At 72.0% G+C, this 17,885-nt stretch carries 14 protein-coding genes; 11 read left to right on the top strand and 3 right to left on the bottom strand.

Annotated features, from left to right (window positions below):
- Positions 1–196 precede the first annotated feature (196 nt).
- Positions 197–3,817 carry a glycosyltransferase gene (locus tag ABZ876_RS09800; RefSeq protein WP_361777070.1) on the top strand — a complete coding sequence of 1,207 codons (3,621 nt, stop codon included), beginning with the start codon at positions 197–199 and terminating at the stop codon, positions 3,815–3,817.
- Positions 3,814–5,349 (top strand): DUF5719 family protein, encoded by a 1,536-nt coding sequence (locus tag ABZ876_RS09795; protein WP_361777067.1) that lies wholly within the window; start codon positions 3,814–3,816, stop codon positions 5,347–5,349. Before ABZ876_RS09800 ends, ABZ876_RS09795 begins: the two co-directional genes overlap by 4 nt.
- Before the next feature lie 52 nt (positions 5,350–5,401).
- Here ABZ876_RS09795 and ABZ876_RS09790 read toward each other — a convergent pair whose 3' ends face one another.
- Positions 5,402–5,851 (bottom strand): metallopeptidase family protein, encoded by a 450-nt coding sequence (locus ABZ876_RS09790; RefSeq protein WP_361778091.1) that lies wholly within the window; start codon positions 5,849–5,851, stop codon positions 5,402–5,404.
- A gap of 387 nt (positions 5,852–6,238) precedes the next feature.
- Here ABZ876_RS09790 and ABZ876_RS09785 point away from each other — a divergent pair, with 387 nt between their 5' ends.
- From ABZ876_RS09785 to ABZ876_RS09760, 6 genes are all read left to right on the top strand, one after another.
- On the top strand, positions 6,239–6,613 hold the full coding sequence (locus tag ABZ876_RS09785; RefSeq protein ID WP_361777064.1) for a DUF3499 domain-containing protein: 375 nt from the start codon (positions 6,239–6,241) through the stop codon (positions 6,611–6,613).
- Between the two features lie 133 nt (positions 6,614–6,746).
- A complete protein-coding gene (locus tag ABZ876_RS09780; protein ID WP_361777061.1) occupies positions 6,747–8,108 on the top strand; it encodes a phosphomannomutase/phosphoglucomutase in 1,362 nt (453 codons plus the stop codon).
- A gap of 144 nt (positions 8,109–8,252) precedes the next feature.
- Positions 8,253–8,423, top strand: a complete 171-nt coding sequence (locus ABZ876_RS09775; protein ID WP_361777058.1) for a Trm112 family protein — start codon at positions 8,253–8,255, stop codon at positions 8,421–8,423.
- Positions 8,424–8,451: 28 nt separating this feature from the next.
- The gene (locus ABZ876_RS09770; protein WP_361777055.1) at positions 8,452–9,579 is read left to right on the top strand and encodes an SIS domain-containing protein; all 1,128 of its coding nucleotides are present in this window, start codon (positions 8,452–8,454) and stop codon (positions 9,577–9,579) included.
- Positions 9,580–9,641: 62 nt separating this feature from the next.
- On the top strand, positions 9,642–10,793 hold the full coding sequence (gene manA / locus ABZ876_RS09765) for a mannose-6-phosphate isomerase, class I (protein WP_361777052.1): 1,152 nt from the start codon (positions 9,642–9,644) through the stop codon (positions 10,791–10,793).
- A 153-nt stretch (positions 10,794–10,946) separates the two neighbouring features.
- Positions 10,947–11,924, top strand: coding sequence for a cation diffusion facilitator family transporter (locus tag ABZ876_RS09760; protein ID WP_361777050.1), 978 nt, complete (start codon positions 10,947–10,949; stop codon positions 11,922–11,924).
- Between the two features lie 3 nt (positions 11,925–11,927).
- On the opposite strand, the gene lepB is transcribed toward ABZ876_RS09760, so the two are convergent.
- Positions 11,928–12,596 carry a signal peptidase I gene (lepB, locus tag ABZ876_RS09755; RefSeq protein WP_361777047.1) on the bottom strand — a complete coding sequence of 223 codons (669 nt, stop codon included), beginning with the start codon at positions 12,594–12,596 and terminating at the stop codon, positions 11,928–11,930.
- Positions 12,597–13,094: 498 nt separating this feature from the next.
- Here lepB and ahcY point away from each other — a divergent pair, with 498 nt between their 5' ends.
- Together ahcY and ABZ876_RS09745 are read left to right on the top strand one after the other, a co-directional pair.
- Positions 13,095–14,552: an adenosylhomocysteinase gene (gene ahcY / locus ABZ876_RS09750; RefSeq protein ID WP_361777044.1), complete on the top strand. Its 1,458-nt coding sequence runs from the start codon at positions 13,095–13,097 to the stop codon at positions 14,550–14,552.
- Between the two features lie 102 nt (positions 14,553–14,654).
- Positions 14,655–15,269, top strand: coding sequence for a hypothetical protein (locus tag ABZ876_RS09745; RefSeq protein ID WP_361777041.1), 615 nt, complete (start codon positions 14,655–14,657; stop codon positions 15,267–15,269).
- 19 nt (positions 15,270–15,288) lie between these two features.
- Here ABZ876_RS09745 and ABZ876_RS09740 read toward each other — a convergent pair whose 3' ends face one another.
- A complete protein-coding gene (locus tag ABZ876_RS09740) occupies positions 15,289–16,338 on the bottom strand; it encodes an RDD family protein (RefSeq protein WP_361777038.1) in 1,050 nt (349 codons plus the stop codon).
- A gap of 131 nt (positions 16,339–16,469) precedes the next feature.
- Here ABZ876_RS09740 and ABZ876_RS09735 point away from each other — a divergent pair, with 131 nt between their 5' ends.
- The gene (locus tag ABZ876_RS09735) at positions 16,470–17,477 is read left to right on the top strand and encodes a stage II sporulation protein M (protein ID WP_361777035.1); all 1,008 of its coding nucleotides are present in this window, start codon (positions 16,470–16,472) and stop codon (positions 17,475–17,477) included.
- Positions 17,478–17,885 lie beyond the last annotated feature (408 nt).

Raw genomic sequence — 17,885 nt, 5'->3', positions numbered from 1 at the left:
CTCCGGCGCCCTCTGCGGACAACGGCCCCCGGCCTGCCGTCCGGACGCCATGACGGCCCGTCGCAGGTGGGTTATCCACAGGCGGCGGGCCGCTGTGCTGCCCAGCCGATAGTGTGGTCGCTCGTCCGAGACGTCCCGCTGCCCCCGGTGGGCACAGGCGTCCACCGCAGTCCATCGAACCGGGGCCCGTACCTCGATGTCCGTGCACAGCCATACGGCAGCCCACCAAGAGACCGCTGCCACACCTGAGTTCCCGCGTCACGTGGTCACCGCGGTCCTCGTCGCCCACGACGGTGCCCGCTGGCTGCCCGACGCGCTCGCCGGGCTGCTCGGCCAGGAGCGCCCCGTGCAGAACGCCGTGGCGGCCGACACCGGCAGCGCCGACGCCTCCGCCCAGCTGCTCACCGACGCCCTCGGTGGCGACCGTGTCCTGCACCTCGCCCGGCGCACCGGCTTCGGCCAGGCCGTCGAGGAGGCGAACCGCACCGCGGCCGTGCTGACCCCGGACGACCTGCCCTACCTCAGGCGCCCCAGCGGCTGGGACCCCGTCACCCGCAGCTGGCGCGACGAGGCGTACGACCTGCCCGAGCTGCCGTACGGCGAGCCGGTGCAGTGGCTGTGGCTCCTGCACGACGACTGCGCCCCCGAACCCGACGCCCTGGCCCAGCTGCTGCGGATCGTGGAGAACGAACTGGAGCTGGGCCGCGACGACGTGGCCGTCGTCGGCCCCAAGCTCCGCGGCTGGTACGACCGCCGGCAGCTCCTCGAGGTCGGCGTCAGCATCGCCAACTCCGGCCGTCGCTGGACCGGTCTCGATCGCCGCGAACAGGACCAGGGCCAGCACGACCACGTCCGCCCGGTGCTGTCCGTGTCGACGGCCGGCATGCTGATCCGGCGCGATGTCTTCGAGCAGCTCGGCGGATTCGACCGCCACCTGCCCCTGATGCGCGACGACGTCGACCTGTGCTGGCGCGCGCATGCCGCCGGCCACCGCGTCCTGGTCGCCCCCGACGCGGTCGTACGGCATGCGGAGGCGGCCTCCCGCGAGCGCCGCACCGTCGACTGCGCGGGCCGCACCACGGCCTCCCCGCACAAGGTCGACAAGGCGGGCGCCGTCTACACCCTCCTCGTCAACGCCCGCACGGCACAGCTGCCCTGGGTCCTGCTCCGCCTGGTCCTCGGCACCCTGCTGCGCACGGTCGCGTACCTGGTCGGCAAGGTGCCCGGACAGGCCGTCGACGAGATCCGCGGACTGCTGGGAATCCTGCTGCGGCCGGAGCGGATCATCGCCGGGCGGCGCCGACGCGGCCGCCCCCAGGTCGACAAGGGGGAACTGCGCCCGCTGTTCCCGCCGCCCGGGGCGACCGTCCGCGCCACCGTCGAACAGGTCGCGAGTAATCTGGTGGGCCGCTCCGACCCCGAGGTCTCCTCGGCCGGCCGGCACGGCGGCGGCCTGGAGTCCGGACCGGGCGGCGACGACGCCGACTTCCTGCAGGTCGAGCAGTTCGCCAGGCTCAAGCGCATCGCCCGCAAACCCGGCCCGGTGCTCTTCGTCGTCCTCCTGCTCGTCTCGCTCGTCGCCTGCCGCGCCCTGCTCGGCGGTGGCGCGCTCGCCGGCGGCGCGCTGCTGCCCGCCCCCGCCGACTCCTCCGAGCTGTGGGCGCGCTATCTGGACGCCTGGCATCCGGTGGGCGCCGGTGGCACTCAATCCGCGCCGCCGTACATCGCGCTCGTCGCCATGCTCGCGAGCCTCCTCTTCGGCTCCACCGGACTCGCGGTGACAGCGCTGCTCGTCTGCTCGGTGCCACTGGCCGGTTTCACCGCCTACTTCGCCTCGCGTCCGCTCGTCGAGTCCCGGCTGCTGCGCGCCTGGGCGTCCGTCGTGTACGCCTTCCTGCCCGCCGCCACCGGCGCCCTCGCCGGAGGCCGCATCGGCACCGCGGCCCTCGCCGTCCTGCTGCCGCTCCTCGCGCGCGCGGGCATCGCGGCCGCCGGTCTCGCCCACGCCTCCGGCACGCGCGGCAGCTGGCGCGCCACCTGGGCGTACGCGCTGCTGCTGACGATCAGCACCGCCTTCACGCCGATCGTGTGGCCGATCGCGGTGGTGCTGGGCGTCTTCCTGCTCGCCGTGCGCCGGAACGACCTCCTCGCGTACGCGCCGCGTCTCCTCGTCCAGTTGGGCACCCCGCTGCTGGTGCTCGCCCCCTGGTCGCTCACACTGCTGCCCCACGGCTTCTTCCGGGAGGCGGGTCTCGCCTACGGCAAGAGCGCGGCCTCCGCCTCCGATCTGCTGGGCGCGAGCCCCGGCGGCCCCGGCACGGTCAGCGGGCTGATGCTCATCGGCATCGTCCTCGCCGCGCTGGCGGCCCTCATGCGCGCCGAGCGCCACAGGGGCGTCTGGACGGCATGGGCGGCCGCCCTGGTGGGGCTCGTCTTCGCGGTCCTCTCCAACGGCTCGGCCTGGGCCGGACCCGCGACCCTCGTCTACGGCCTCGCGCTGCTGTCCGCCGCCGCGATCGGCGCGGACGGCGCACGCGACCGGGTGGCCGAGCAGAGCTTCGGCTGGCGGCAGCCCGTGGCCGCGCTCATCGCGTTCGCCTGCGCGGCGGGTCCCCTGCTCATCGCCGCCGGATGGATGATCCGCGGCGCCGACGGGCCCGTGGAGCGGCGCGATCCCGTGCAGGTGCCCGCGTTCGTCGCCGAGGAGGGCGGCACCAGCGACCAGGCCCGCACCCTCGTCCTCGACGGCGACTCCACCGCGCGCGTGGGCTACACCCTGGTCCGCGGCTCCGGCGCCCGGCTCGGCGACGGCGAACTCGCCGCCGAGGACGGAGAGAACAGACGGCTCGACAAGGTCGTCGCCAACCTCGTGGCGGGCTCCGGCGCCGACCAGGCCGACGAACTGGGCGGCTTCGCCGTGCGGTACGTCCTCGTGCGCAAGGGCGCCCCCCGGGAGGTCAGCCGGGTCCTGGACGCCACCCCCGGGCTGTCCCGGCTCAGCCAGCAGGACGGCAGCGCCTTGTGGCGGGTGGACCGGGAGGTCTCCCGGGCCGCGATCGTCACCGGCTCCGCCGCACCGCAGCCCGTCGCGGCCGGACCCGTCGGCATCCACACCGAGATCCCCTCCGGCACGGCGGGCCGCGTTCTGCGGATCGCCGACACCGCCGACGCGGGCTGGAGTGCCTCCCTGGACGGCAGGCCGCTCAGCCGCACCACGGTCGACGGATGGGCCCAGGGCTTCGAACTGCCCGCCACCGGTGGCACGTTGGACGTCACCTACGACAGCCCGTTCCGCCACACCGCCTGGCTGTGGGCGCAGGGCGCACTCGCCGTCGTCCTTGTGGTGCTCGCTCTGCCCGGCCGCCGCCGGGACATCGACGACGACCTCCCCGAGGAACCTGCCGTGGCCGCACAGGACACCGCCGGCGAGGGCCGCCGGGCACGCCGGCTGCGTGCCCAGGCCGAGGCGGAAGGCGCGGGGCAGGACACCGGCGCTCCGCCCCCGGATCAGGAGGAGGCGTTCGAGCCTGTGGCCATCCCGCAGCAGCAGACCTACGGGGAGTGGGACACGGCGGGCTACGCGGGCACCGAGTACGGCACGTACGGCGGCGAGCAGTACCAGGGCACCCAGGAGTACACACAGGGCCAGTACGAGCAGCAGCCCTACCCGGCCGATCCCTACCAGGGCGCACAGTACGACCCCTACGCCTACGGGAACACGGCGCCGTACGACCCGACGTACACCCAGGGCTACGCCGCGCCGTACGACCCGGCGCACGGCACCGACAGTGAGCGCCCCGACGGGAGCCAGCAGTGAACCGCACGACCCTGTCCCTGATCGCCGGCGTGGCCGCTCTCGCCGCCGTCACCGGATTCGCCGCGCTCGACGCGCCCGACGCATCCGGCAGCGGCACCGCGAAGACGGCCGTCCGGCTGCCCGTCGAGCAGTCCCGGCTGCTGTGCCCCGAGCCGAGCACCTCCGACATCGCCGACACCACGTACACGTCGTTCACGCCCGTCTCGAAGGGCGCGAGCGGCGACGGGAAGGCCGAACTCACCGCGGCCGGCGCACAGTCGGCGGACGGCACGGACACCGGCAAGAACGGCAAGAACGGCAAAAGCGGCCAGGACGGCAAGGGCCGGAAGCAGTCCGGTGCGCCGGCCGTGACCCCCAAGGAGCCCGGCACCCCGGTCACCGGGGACACCACGGGCGCCGACACACCCGCGCTCATCGGCACCGCCACGGGACGCCTCGCGCCCGGCTGGACGGTCCAGGAGACCACCCAGGTCGCCGCGGGCGCCGGCCGCGGCCTGCTCGGCACCAACTGCTCGGCGCCGGACACCGAGTTCTGGTTCACGGGCGCGAGCACCGCCGCCTCCCGCACCGACTACGTGCATCTGACCAACCCCGACGACTCCGCCGCGGTCGTCGACATCGAGCTGTACGGCAAGGACGGCGGCCTCAAGTCGACGGTCGGCGAGGGCATCACCGTCCCGCCGCACTCCAGCGAGCCGATCCTGCTGTCCACGCTCACCGACGCCAAGGAGCCCGACGTCACGGTCCACGTGGGCGTCCGCAGCGGCCGTGTCGCCGCGGCCGTGCAGGCCCTCGACGACAAGCTGGGCGGCGACTGGCTGGCCCCCTCGACGGACCCCTCGGGCTCCCTGGTGCTGCCGGGCATTCCCAAGGACGCCACGGACGTGCGCCTGGTGGCCTTCGTGCCTGGCGACAACGACGCCGACCTCAAGGTGCGCCTCACCTCGCCCTCCGGGCAGATCACCCCGGCCGGCAACGAGACGCTGCATGTGAAGGCCGGGATGACCACGGCCGTCGACCTCGGCGACGTCACCCGCGGCGAGGCGGGCTCCCTGGTGCTGACGCCCGGCGACACCCCGGTCCCGCTGGTCGCCGCCGTGCGGGTGGTGCGCGGCAAGGGCGCCGAGCAGGAGTCCGCGTTCATCCCGGCGACCGCGCCGGTCGGCACCCGCGCTTCGGTCGCCGACAACGACGCCAAGGGGACCACGCTCGCGTTGACCGCCCCGGACGGCACGGCCACGGTCAGGGTCACCGCGTCCGCGGGCAGCGACGGCGGTACGGCGGTGACCAAGGAGTACACGATCAAGGGCGGTACGACACAGATCGTGGACGCGCCCGCGCCGAGCGGCCTGAAGGGCACGTACGCCCTCACCGTGGAGCCGCTCTCCGGAGGGCCCGTCTACGGCGCCCGTGAACTCCGGACGACTCTTGAGGGCGTTCCGGCGTTCACGGTGCAGACCCTTCCCGACGACCGGGGCACCGTGGCGGTGCCCGAGGCGGACCAGGACCTCTCCGTCCTGCTGAAGAAGTGACGGCCCGAGCGGCCGCCGCCCCGAAGCGAGCGGCGGCCGCCCCGGGGGCCGGTCAGTCCTCGCCGTAGCGCGGATCCACCGTCTCAGGAGTCAGCCCGAGCAGCTCCGCCACCTGCTCCACGACCACCTCGTGGACCAGGGCGGCACGCTCGTCGCGGCCCTTGGTGCGGATCTCGACCGGGCGGCGGTAGACGACGACACGCGCCCTGCGCCCGTCACCGGCCGGGACCGTGCCACCCAGGGGCACCGCCTCGTCGCTCCACGCCTGGCCGGGGCCGTCGAGGCGCGGCACCTCGAGAACGACGAAGTCGATGTCGGCGAGCTGCGGCCAGCGCCGCTCCAGACGCTCCACGGAGTCCTGCACCAGATCCGCGAACGCCTCGGCACGGCTCGCGGCGAGCGGCACCTGGGGCGGCGCGATGGGGCCGCGCATGCCTCTGCCGTGGCGATCACGGCGGCGGGGCCTGGGTGCGGCGGCGCGGGGCGGTACGGCGTTCTCCATCACTGACGAAGCGTAATCCCCGTACGGGCTCGCCGCCCGGCCCCACACGACCGTGCGCTCCCCCGGTCGCGTCCTGTCCAGTCGGCACGCCGGGACCGGGCGCCGGATGTCCACCGAGACCGTACGGCATGTCGCAGGATGACCATTCCAGCCAAGATTGGGCTCGATTCCATATCCTCCCGGACCGTCTGCCTCATGAAAATTGACGGTCTTTGTACCGAGTGGTGACCGATTTCAGGGGGTGCCGAGGTCGGGTCCCGAGGTCTCCACGCAGGTCACCCAGGCCGGTCCGGAGAAGCCTGTGGGGTGTTTCACAGCACGACACGGTGGAGTGACCTGGGGGAGAGTCGTCGCGGCCCGCTCAAGAGTGCGGTACCGTCCAACGTCGTGAGCCCTGTACGTCGCTGTTCGCGCACCGCTTGCGGCCGACCCGCCGTCGCGACGCTGACGTACGTCTACGCCGACTCGACCGCGGTCCTCGGCCCGCTCGCCACCTACGCCGAGCCCCACTGCTACGACCTGTGCGCCGAGCACTCCGAGCGCCTGACCGCACCGCGCGGCTGGGAGGTCGTCCGGCTCCTGGACGGCTCCGCCCCCGCCCGCCCCAGCGGCGACGACCTGGAGGCGCTCGCCAACGCGGTCCGCGAGGCGGCCCGCCCGCAGCGGCGCGCGGCCGAAGCGGGCGGCAGCGCCCGCACGGCGGACCCGATGGAGGTCGCACGCCGGGGTCACCTGAGAGTGCTGCGCTCACCCGACAACTGAGCCCTCGGGCGGCGTCCATGAGGCCCCGGTATGAACTCCGTGGGAACTGCCTTTCGAGTCCCGTGGACCCCCGCGGAGGGCCGGTTGCAGCAGGTAGTTTGGGGGCATCGTCAAGACCTCAGGAGGGTTGGCAGTGGCTGCTGATCTGTCGCAGATCGTGAAGGCGTACGACGTACGCGGTGTCGTCCCGGACCAGTGGGACGAGTCGCTGGCCGAGCTCTTCGGGGCGGCCTTCGCCCAGGTGACCGGCGCGAACGCGATCGTGATCGGTCACGACATGCGGCCCTCCTCCCCGGGACTCTCGCGCGCCTTCGCCCGCGGGGCCGCCGCGCGCGGAGCCGACGTCACCGAGATCGGCCTGTGCTCGACGGACCAGCTGTACTACGCGTCGGGCGCACTGAACCTGCCGGGCGCCATGTTCACCGCCTCGCACAACCCGGCGCAGTACAACGGCATCAAGATGTGCCGCGCGGGCGCCGCGCCGGTCGGCCAGGACACCGGTCTCGCCGAGATCCGCGCCCTGGTCGAGCGGTGGCTGGACGAGGGCGCGCCGGAGCCCGTGCAGACGCCCGGGACGGTCACCCAGCGGGACACGCTGGAGGACTACGCGGCCTACCTGCGGTCCCTCGTCGACCTGACGATCCGCCCCCTGAAGGTGGTCGTCGACGCCGGCAACGGCATGGGCGGCCACACCGTGCCCACCGTCTTCGCCGGTCTGCCCATCGACCTGGTCCCGATGTACTTCGAGCTGGACGGCACCTTCCCGAACCACGAGGCCAACCCGCTCGACCCCAAGAACATCGTCGACCTGCAGAAGCGGGTCCGCGAGGAGCACGCCGACATCGGCATCGCCTTCGACGGAGACGCCGACCGCTGCTTCGTCGTCGACGAGCACGGCGACCCGGTCTCGCCGTCCGCGATCACGGCGCTGGTCGCCGGGCGGGAGCTCGCCAAGCACGGCGGCAAGGGCACGATCATCCACAACCTGATCACGTCCTGGTCCGTGCCCGAGGTCGTCCGCGAGCACGGCGGCACCCCGGAACGCACGCGCGTGGGCCACTCCTTCATCAAGGCCGAGATGGCGCGCACCGGCGCGATCTTCGGCGGAGAGCACTCCGCGCACTACTACTTCAAGGACTTCTGGAACGCCGACACGGGCATGCTGGCCGCGCTCCACGTCCTGGCGGCACTCGGCGGACAGGACGGCCCGCTGTCGCAGCTGGTCGCCGAGTACGACCGCTATGCGGGCTCCGGAGAGATCAACTCCACGGTCGACGACCAGAAGGGCCGCCTGGCCGCGATCAGGGCGGCGTACGAGGGCCGCGAGGGCGTCGGCATCGACGAGCTCGACGGCCTGACCGTCTCGTCCGCCGACTGGTGGTTCAACGTCCGCCCGTCCAACACCGAACCGCTGCTCCGCCTGAACGCGGAGGCGAGGGACGAGGCGACCATGGCCAAGATCCGCGACGAGGCCCTGGATATCATCCGCGGCTGACCGCACACCGCGCGGCACGACCGGAGAGGGCGTCCCCTGCGAGCGGGGCGCCCCAAGGCCGCGCCGCACGCCCAACCCCCGCACGCCGCCCCCCTCGGCGGTAGTCTGACCAGGCCAAGCGCACTCGCTTTGAAGGGACCCCTTATGCCGCTCGAAGCCGGCCTCCTGGAGATCCTCGCCTGCCCGGCGTGCCACGCCCCTCTCAAGGAGGAGGACAGCGAGCTGGTCTGCACCGGTCAGGGCTGCGGCCTCGCCTACCCCGTCAGGGACGGCATCCCGGTCCTGCTCGTGGACGAGGCCCGCCGCCCCGCCTGACGGACCCGGCGATCGGAGACTGCCGCTCATGCTCGACGAATCGCTGCTGGACGACCCCGACGCGCTGGCGCTCGCCGACCACCGTGCCCTGCTGCGCGGCGCCGCCGAGGCCGGCGCCCGGGTCCGCACCGCCGTGCGGCACGCCGCCGAGGCGGGCGTCAACGACCTGAAGCCCGACGGCCGCCCCCGGGGCCTGCTCATCGCGGGCCCCGGCACCGCCTCCGTGGGCGTGGCCGAGCTGCTCGCCACCCTCGCCGGCGCCTCCTGCCCGGTCACCCGTATCCACCCGACCGGTGTCGCCCCGGCTGCCGGCGCCCTGCGCTGGGACCTGCCGGGCTGGGCGGGCCCCGTCGACCTCCTGCTGGTCGCCACACCCGACGGCACCGAACCGGGCCTCGGGATCCTCGTCGAGCAGGCCTACCGGCGCGGCTGCACCGTCGTCGCCGTGGCCCCCGCCGGCTCGCCCGTCACGGAGGCGGTGAACGGCGCGCACGGCCTGTTCGTCCCGATGGCGACGGCCCCCTACGAGCAGGAGGAACCGCTCGCCGCGTCCGCGCCCGGCGTCCTGTGGGCCCTGCTCACCCCGCTGCTCGCGCTCGTGGACCGCACCGGACTGATCGCCGCGCCGCCCGGCGCCCTGGACAAGGTCGCCGACCGCCTCGACCAGGTAGCCGAACGCTGCGGCCCGGCCATCGCCACCTACAGCAATCCCGCCAAGACCCTCGCCGCCGAGCTGGCGGAGTCCCTCCCCGTCATCTGGACCGAGGGCGTCTCCGCCGAGCCGGCCGGCCGCAGGTTCGCGGCCGCGCTCGCCGAGCTGGCCGGCCGTCCCGCGCTCACCGCGCAGCTGCCCGAGGCACTCGCCTCGCACAGCGTCCTGCTCTCCGGTCCACTCGCCGCCGGCGCCGACCCCGAGGACTTCTTCCGGGACCGCGTCGAGGAGGCCCAGGCCCTCCACGCGCGCGTGGTACTGCTGCGCGACCGCCCGCTCGGCGGCCTGAGCGCGGCTCCCGCCGCCCGCGAGCTGGCCCTCAGCCACGACACGGCGATCAGCGAGCTGGAGCCGGAGGACGGCAGCGAGCTGGAGACCCTCGCGGAACTGATCGCCATCACGGATTTCGCCGCTGTTTACGTGGCGCTCGCTTCGGGAGCCTGATCTTGGCTCACGCCACCTGACCGGCGGCCGCCGCACAGCGTACGTACGGAGAAAAGACACCCATGGATCGCCTCGACAACAACGTCCGCCCCTACGCCTGGGGTTCGACCACCGCCATCCCCCGCCTCCTCGGTGTGGAGCCGACCGGTGAGCCGCAGGCGGAGATGTGGATGGGTGCCCACCCGGGCGCACCCTCGCGCACCCCTCGGGGCCCGCTCAACGAGGTGATCGAAAAGTCCCCCGAGCACGAGCTGGGCGGCCGCACGGTCGCCAGGTTCGGCCCCCGGCTGCCGTTCCTGCTGAAGATCCTCGCCGCCGGCGCCCCGCTCTCCCTCCAGGTGCACCCCGACCTGGAGCAGGCGAAGGAGGGCTACGCGGACGAGGAGCGCCGCGGCATCCCCGTCGACGCGCCCCACCGCAACTACAAGGACGCCAACCACAAGCCCGAACTGATCTGCGCCCTGACCGAGTTCGACGGCCTGTGCGGCTTCCGCGCGCCCGTCGAGGCCGCCGACCTGCTCGCGGGCCTCGGCGTCGACTCCCTCAAGCCCTACGTCGACCTGCTGCACGCCCACCCCGAAGAGGCGGCCCTGCGCGAGGTCCTCACCGCCGTCCTGTCCGCCGACCCGGAGGACATGGCCCACACGGTCACCGAGGCCGCGGCCGCCTGCGCCCGCCTCGGTGGTGCCTACGCCCCGTACGCGGACATCGCCCACCACTACCCCGGCGACCCCGGCGTGATCGCGGCCATGCTGCTCAACCCTGTGCGGCTCCAGCCCGGCGAGGCCCTGTTCCTCGGCGCGGGCGTCCCGCACGCCTACCTGAACGGCCTCGGCGTCGAGATCATGGCCAACTCCGACAACGTTCTGCGCTGCGGTCTTACCCCCAAGCACGTCGACGTCCCCGAACTGCTGCGCATCGTCCGCTTCGAGGCGAACGACCCCGGAGTGCTGCGCCCCGAGGCGTCCCCGGACGGCGAGGAGGTCTACGAGACCCCCATCGACGAGTTCCGCCTGTCCCGCTACGTCCTCCCCGAGGGCGCCGCCCCGCACGACCTCACCCGCCCGACCCCGCAGATCCTGCTGTGCACGGCCGGTTCCGTACGGGTCGGCGACCACCTGCTCGCCCCGGGGCAGTCCGTCTTCGTACCGGCGGACGAGCAGACCGAGGCGTCCGGAATCGGCACGCTCTTCAGGGCCACGGTCATCGCCTGACCGCAGCCGTTGCCCGTCCTGGCCGGTCCGGCGCAGCACCGCCGGACCCGGCTGCAACAATGACCCACCGGCAAAGGACGGGCAAAGCCCTGGACGGGGTACGCGAGTACGACGGATCAGGGCGGGACGGCAACGAAGGGACAACGCGGACTCATGAGCGCGTCAGGCGGCACCAAGGCGATCGTGGCGGCACTCGGCGCCAACCTCGCGATCGCGGCATCGAAATTCGTGGCGTTCGCCTTCAGCGGCTCGTCCTCGATGCTCGCCGAGGGCGTCCACTCGCTCGCCGACTCCGGCAACCAGTTCCTGCTGCTGATCGGCGGCAAGCGGTCCCAGCGCGCGGCCACCCCGCAGCATCCGTTCGGCTACGGCCGCGAACGCTTCATCTACGCCTTCCTGGTCTCGATCGTCCTCTTCTCGATCGGCGGCATGTTCGCCATCTACGAGGGCTACGAGAAGATCCAGCACCCACACGACGTCGAGCACTGGTACTGGCCGGTGGGCGTGCTCGTCTTCGCGCTGATCGCCGAGGGCTTCTCCTTCCGCACAGCCATAAAAGAGTCCAACGAACTGCGCGGAACGCTGTCCTGGGCGCAGTTCGTCCGCCGCGCCAAGGCACCCGAGCTGCCGGTCGTGCTCCTGGAGGACTTCGGTGCGCTGATCGGTCTGGTCCTCGCCCTCGGCGGTGTCGGCCTCGCGGTGCTCACCGGTGACGGCATCTGGGACGGCATCGGCACCATCTGCATCGGTTTCCTCCTCGTCCTGATCGCCCTCGTACTCGCCGCCGAGACCAAGTCCCTCCTCCTCGGCGAGGCCGCCGGCCCGGACGTGGTCAAGGAGATCGAGGCGGCCACCGTCGACGGCGCGACCGTCACCCGCGTCATCCATATGCGCACCCTCCACCTCGGGCCCGAGGAGCTGCTGGTCGCCGCCAAGATCGCCGTACAGCACGACGACACCGCCGCGCAGGTCGCCGCCGCGATCAACGCCGCCGAGGCCCGTATCCGCGCCGCCGTCCCGATCGCCCGCGTCATCTACCTGGAGCCGGACATCTACAGCGAGGCGGAGGCGGCCAAGGGCCCGGACGCCGAGGCCACGCCCGGGGGGCCGGACCGGACCGCCGGCCACTGACCCTCACGCGTGGGTGGGCCACGGCGGCGCGGGCGGGACGACCCGCCTCCTGCGCACCGCCACGGCGGCGATTCCCAGCCCGAGACCCGTGGCTGCCAGGACCAGTCCGAGCAGCCCGCACAGGAGCCAGCCCAGAAGCCGGACCGGACCCCCGAGGACGCGCCCCTGCACATCGCCGACGGCCACCGTTCCCTGGTGGCCGTCGGTCGCGAAGAACCGTGAGTCCACGGAGTTGACCCGGTGGTCACCCAGCACGAACAAGCGGCCTTCGGGCACCTTCACGTCATACGGCTGATGCGTACCGTCGGCGATGCCGTCCTTCACATACGGCTCCACCAGCGGCCGGCCGTTGACGGTGATGCGTTCCTCCGTGCCCGTGCCGCAGCACACCACATGGTCGCCGCCCACCCCGATCACCCGCTTCAGCACGGCCTGGTCGGAGAAGCGGCCCGGCGTCGCGAAGAGGACGACATCCCCTCTGTGCATCTCGTCCCCGTCCAGCCGCTGCACGACGAGCTGTCGGCCGATGCCATAGGTGGGCTCCATGCTTCCGCCACGCACCGTGACTCCCGTATAGGCCGACCGCACATACAGCAGGGAGCCCACCAACAAAATCAGCCCCACTGGCAGCGTCAGCCATGCCGCGAGCGCCAGTCCCCGCCCCTTACCCATCGCCGTCCCCTCCCCGCGCGGCCCATCCGCACGCGCAGAGGCTAGCGACAGCCTGTGCGACACCCGAGCGCCGGGCCCGACGCCCGCCTGACACCTTCCTCACACGGATCGCAGCCCAGGAACGCCAGGTCCCAGCGCCCGCCACTGCAGGCGCCTTGCTCGCCGTCCGCACACAAAAGTACGGAAACACCCTGCTCATACGGCTTTGCGGGCTTCCGCCGGACCGCCCGGGACGTCGCGCGGTCCGCTCCGCCGCGGCCGCGATGTGTCCGGAGGCGGACTGGGGAGGGCCGGGTACCGCGGTGTAGCTTGGGACAGAGCCAGACGTCGCTGCTGATGGCGGTCGGGCGGCCCCGTGGGCCGGCCGAGGGAGAGAGGGCCTCCGACGGACTGCGCTGCGCGTACGTGGGCATACGTGTGTCCTCTTCGGACTCTTGTGTCCGCCGCCGCGCAGACCAGCCCTACCCACCTCGCCCCGACTCCGAGGAGCACCCCTCAATGACGACTGTCGACAACCGACAGGACTTCAAGGTCGCCGACCTCTCCCTGGCCGAGTTCGGCCGCAAGGAGATCACCCTCGCCGAGCACGAGATGCCCGGTCTGATGGCGATCCGCAAGGAGTACGCCGAGGCGCAGCCCCTGGCCGGCGCCCGCATCACCGGTTCCCTGCACATGACCGTCCAGACCGCCGTGCTCATCGAGACGCTGGTGGCGCTCGGTGCGCAGGTCCGCTGGGCCTCCTGCAACATCTTCTCCACCCAGGACCACGCGGCCGCCGCCATCGCCGTCGGTCCGGACGGCACTCCCGACAACCCCCGGGGCATCCCCGTCTTCGCCTGGAAGGGCGAGACGCTGGAGGAGTACTGGTGGTGCACGGAGCAGGCGCTGACCTGGCCGGGCACCCCCACGGGGGGTCCGAACATGATCCTCGACGACGGTGGTGACGCCACTCTCCTCGTGCACAAGGGCGTCGAGTACGAGAAGGACGGCAAGGTCCCGTCCGTCGAGACCGCCGAGTCCGAGGAACACCGCGTCATCCTCCAGCTGCTGACCCGCACCCTGGGCGAGAACCCCCAGAAGTGGACCCAGCTGTCCTCCGAGATCCGCGGTGTGACCGAGGAGACCACGACCGGCGTCCACCGCCTGTACGAGATGCAGCGCGACGGCGTCCTCCTGTTCCCCGCGATCAACGTGAACGACGCCGTCACCAAGTCGAAGTTCGACAACAAGTACGGCTGCCGCCACTCCCTGATCGACGGCATCAACCGCGCCACCGACGTCCTCATCGGCGGCAAGACCGCGGTCGTCTGCGGCTACGGCGACGTGGGCAAGGGCTGCGCGGAGTCCCTGCGCGGACAGGGCGCCCGCGTGATCGTCACCGAGATCGACCCGATCTGCGCGCTCCAGGCCGCCATGGACGGCTACCAGGTCACGACCCTCGACGAGGTCATCGACAAGGCCGACATCTTCATCACCACGACCGGCAACAAGGACATCATCATGGCCTCGGACATGGCCAAGATGAAGCACCAGGCGATCGTCGGCAACATCGGTCACTTCGACAACGAGATCGACATGGCCGGCCTCGCCAAGGTCCCCGGCATCGTCAAGGACGAGGTCAAGCCGCAGGTCCACACCTGGACCTTCCCGGACGGCAAGAAGATCATCGTCCTCTCCGAGGGCCGCCTGCTGAACCTGGGCAACGCCACCGGTCACCCGTCGTTCGTGATGTCCAACTCCTTCGCGGACCAGACGCTGGCCCAGATCGAGCTGTTCACCAAGCCCGACGAGTACCCGACCGGCGTGTACACGCTGCCCAAGCACCTCGACGAGAAGGTCGCCCGCCTCCACCTGGACGCGCTCGGCGTGAAGCTGACCAAGCTCCGCCCCGAGCAGGCTGCGTACATCGGCGTCGACGTCGACGGCCCGTACAAGTCGGACCACTACCGGTACTGACCAGTCCCTGAGGCAGGCCCCCGCACCCCCGTGTCGGGGGCCTGCCCCTTTGGTCCGACCGGCGGGACCGGCCGGACCAGCCCGTCACCCCCCAGGACCCCCATGCCCCGCGGCCGATATTCGCTTCACGACCCGCACGACGGCACCCTCCTCGCCGAAGAACACTTCCAGTGCGCGCCGGGCCCCTCCGGCTGGCGCTACGTCTCCCAACTCACCACCCCCTCCGGCGACCACGCCGGATCCGTCGACCTCGCCCTCGACGGGCTCGGCCGCCCCATCCGCCTCGAACTCCACGCCGCGAGCTGGCAGGTGCGCGGCGCCGCCCTGGAGGGCGTCACATGGGTCCGCACCGACCCCACCGGCACCCATGCCACCGAAGGCAATGTCGCCGCCCACGCCTTCACCGGCACGTCCCCCGCGTTCCTCGTCGCCACCGCCCGGCTGCTGCGCCTCACCCCCTCCTCTGCCGCGACGCGCGTACGCCTCGTCGCCTTCACCGATCCGGTCCTCGCCCCCCGCACCGTGGACCAGTCCTGGGCCCTGATCGACAGAGAAGCACACCCCACTGACAACGACCCTCTGATCGTCGACGAATACCAGGTCACAGCCCTGGACACGGGGGAGCGGCACTCCGTTCACATCGCCGGCGACGTCGTGCTCGCGGCGCCCGGTGTCGAGCTGGAGCACCTCGAGTCACCGCCGTCGGCGTTCACATGACGAGGCGCGCGCGGGCCCGTCAGGCGGGCGGCGCGAACCCTGTGCCAGGGCGGTCCGCCGACGGCGCTGTCTGCGCCGCCGGCGGCCGCCGGTCCTCCTGAGACCCGTCAGCCGACGCCTGCGGCTGCCCAGACGCCTCCGGCCGGCCATACGTCTGCTGCTCGACGCCCTTCCCGGACCAATCGTCCGCGTCGTGGGGCCCGGGAGCCTGCCACGGGCTTCCCCCGCCCTGCGGGACAGGGGCCTGCCGAGGTGCCGGAGCGTGCCCGTCCGGCATCCCCTGCGCCGACGGACCCACCCCGCCGGGCGCCTTTTCACCCCGGCCGCCGAGCGTCCGCCGCGTCTCTCTGGCCTGGCGTTCCTGCACCACCGCCGCCAGATACGCGGCCGGCGGGACTCCGTTCGGCGCGGGAGCCCCCGTGAGGGCCGCGAGATCGGAGGCGAGACGTTCCGCCATCGCCCAGCCCACCTGCGGATCCAGGTACTGCATCCGCGTCAGGTACTGCCGGATCGCCAGCCACAGCCCGTCCGGAACCGCCGAAAGGTCCAGATCGGAGAACCGCCCGGCAAGCCAGGGCGGCGGCGGGGGCACGAAGGCCGCACGTCCCGTAGGCACCCGCTCCCGCACGACCAGCGTGCCGGCGAACACATCCCCGAGACGGCGGCCCCGGGCGGACATCAGCGAGGCGATGCATGCGACGACCCCGAACGTCGTCAGGATCTCGACCACGCCGACCGCGCCCCGGACCAGTGCGTGACGGAACCGGATCGGTCCTCCGTCGTCGCGCACCACGCGCAGCCCACAGGCCAGCTTCCCCGGCGAACGGCCGTGACTCAGGGTCTCCACCGCGATCGGTCCGCCCACCGGTACGAGGATGAAGACGGCAATCGACACCGCGATCTGCGCGGCCTCGTCCAGACCGGACGCCGACGCCGCAAAGGCGATCATCACGATCACATAGGCGCCCAGCGCCACCACCAGGTCGAGCGTCACCGCGAGCACTCGGCTCGGCAGTTTCGCCGGGCGCAGCTCCAGCGCCACCGCCTCGCCCGTCACCAGTCCACTCATCCCCGCCGTCCTTCCCCTGACCCGCCCTGGGATACGACAGTCTGCCAAGCTGAGGGCGCATCGCGCTCCAGTGCGACAAGCTGACACGCGGTACGTCATGCAGTACGAGAGGACGAGGAGCAGCCCGACCCATGGACCTCGACGTGTTCGTGTCCGCCCACCGCCCCGAGTGGGACCGCCTCGAGGCCCTGCTGCGCCGCCAGCGCCGCCTCACCGGAGCCGAGGCGGACGAACTCGTCGCCCTCTACCAGCGCACCGCCACCCATCTCTCGCTGATCCAGTCCAGCGCACCGGATCCCCAGCTCACGGGCCGACTCAGTCAACTGGTGGCACGAGCCCGCAGCGCAGTGACGGGCACCCGCAGCGCCTCGTGGCGCGACGTCGTTCGCTTCCTCACCCAGGGCTTTCCCGCCGCGGTCTACCGCTCGCGCCGTTGGTGGGTACCCACCGCATTGCTCTCCACGGTGATCGCCGCGCTGCTGGGGTGGTGGATAGGCACCCACCCGGAGGTGCAGTCCGCGATCGCCGCCCCGGGTGAACTCCGCAATCTGACTCGTCCCGGCGGCGAGTACGAGACGTACTACTCGAGCCATCCCGCCGCCGCCTTCGCCGCCCAGGTGTGGACGAACAACGCCAAGGCTGCCGCGATGTGCCTGGTCCTCGGCATCTTCCTGGGCCTCCCGGTCCTCTGGATCCTCCTGGAGAACATGCTGAACCTGGGAGTGGGCATCGGCCTGATGTCCTCGGCCGGCCGTCTCGACACGTTCCTGGGGCTGGTCCTTCCACACGGACTCCTGGAGCTGACGGCTGTCTTCGTGGCCGCCGGTACGGGTCTGCGACTCGGCTGGACCCTCGTCGACCCGGGCCCCCGCACCCGCCGCAATGCCCTGGCGGAGGAGGGCCGGGCGGCCCTGGGAATGGCGATCGGCCTTGCCCTTGTTCTCTTCGTGTCCGGCGCCATCGAGGGCTTCGTGACCCCGTCCGGCCTTCCGACCTGGACGCGGATAGGGATAGGCATCCTCGCTGAGCTGGCCTTTCTCGCCTACGTGTTCATCCTGGGCCGTCGCGCGGCACGTGCCGGCGACACAGGCGACCTGGAAGCGCACGAACGCAGCGCGGCCGTCCCGATGGCGGCGTGACGCGGGGACGGCCCGTCGGATGTGCGTCGCCGTCCGTTGACCTGCTAGTCTCCTCTTCGCCGCGCAAGACCTGTTGACACGGGTCGAGCGAGGAGGTAGATTCGAACAGTTGCCTGGAGGTGGACCTCCACCACGGGACGTTTGAGAACATCTATCTGCTCCTGGAACATCGATTGGAACATCGATTCCGCGGAGCCCCTCCCGATGATTCAGAAATGGATGCCGGTCAATCGGCTCCGAGAGTTCTGATAAAGTCGGGAAAGCCGGAAAGGGAAACGCGAGAGCGGGAACCTGGAAAGCACCGAGGAAATCAGGTCGAGAAAAGATCTGATAGAGTCGGAAACACCGAAGGGAAGCGCCCGGAGGAAAGCCTGAGAGAGTCTCTCGGGTGAGTACGAAGGAAGCGTC

It is taken from the genome of Streptomyces sp. NPDC046931, assembly GCF_040644655.1.
GTDB lineage: Bacteria > Actinomycetota > Actinomycetes > Streptomycetales > Streptomycetaceae > Streptomyces.
Note: the sequence above shows the minus strand (reverse complement) of the source record. Positions and strands in the feature narration are given on the sequence as shown.

Bases quoted from the DNA above. Each gene is read 5' to 3' on its own strand.
- ABZ876_RS09800 (WP_361777070.1), top strand. From the start codon at position 197: ATGTCCGTGCACAGCCATACGGCAGCCCACCAAGAGACCGCTGCCACA.
- ABZ876_RS09790 (WP_361778091.1), bottom strand. From the start codon at position 5,851: ATGGAGAACGCCGTACCGCCCCGCGCCGCCGCACCCAGGCCCCGCCGC.
- ABZ876_RS09775 (WP_361777058.1), top strand. From the start codon at position 8,253: ATGCCGCTCGAAGCCGGCCTCCTGGAGATCCTCGCCTGCCCGGCGTGC.
- ABZ876_RS09770 (WP_361777055.1), top strand. From the start codon at position 8,452: ATGCTCGACGAATCGCTGCTGGACGACCCCGACGCGCTGGCGCTCGCC.
- manA (WP_361777052.1), top strand. From the start codon at position 9,642: ATGGATCGCCTCGACAACAACGTCCGCCCCTACGCCTGGGGTTCGACC.
- ABZ876_RS09760 (WP_361777050.1), top strand. From the start codon at position 10,947: ATGAGCGCGTCAGGCGGCACCAAGGCGATCGTGGCGGCACTCGGCGCC.
- lepB (WP_361777047.1), bottom strand. From the start codon at position 12,596: ATGGGTAAGGGGCGGGGACTGGCGCTCGCGGCATGGCTGACGCTGCCA.
- ahcY (WP_361777044.1), top strand. From the start codon at position 13,095: ATGACGACTGTCGACAACCGACAGGACTTCAAGGTCGCCGACCTCTCC.
- ABZ876_RS09745 (WP_361777041.1), top strand. From the start codon at position 14,655: ATGCCCCGCGGCCGATATTCGCTTCACGACCCGCACGACGGCACCCTC.
- ABZ876_RS09740 (WP_361777038.1), bottom strand. From the start codon at position 16,338: ATGAGTGGACTGGTGACGGGCGAGGCGGTGGCGCTGGAGCTGCGCCCG.
- ABZ876_RS09735 (WP_361777035.1), top strand. From the start codon at position 16,470: ATGGACCTCGACGTGTTCGTGTCCGCCCACCGCCCCGAGTGGGACCGC.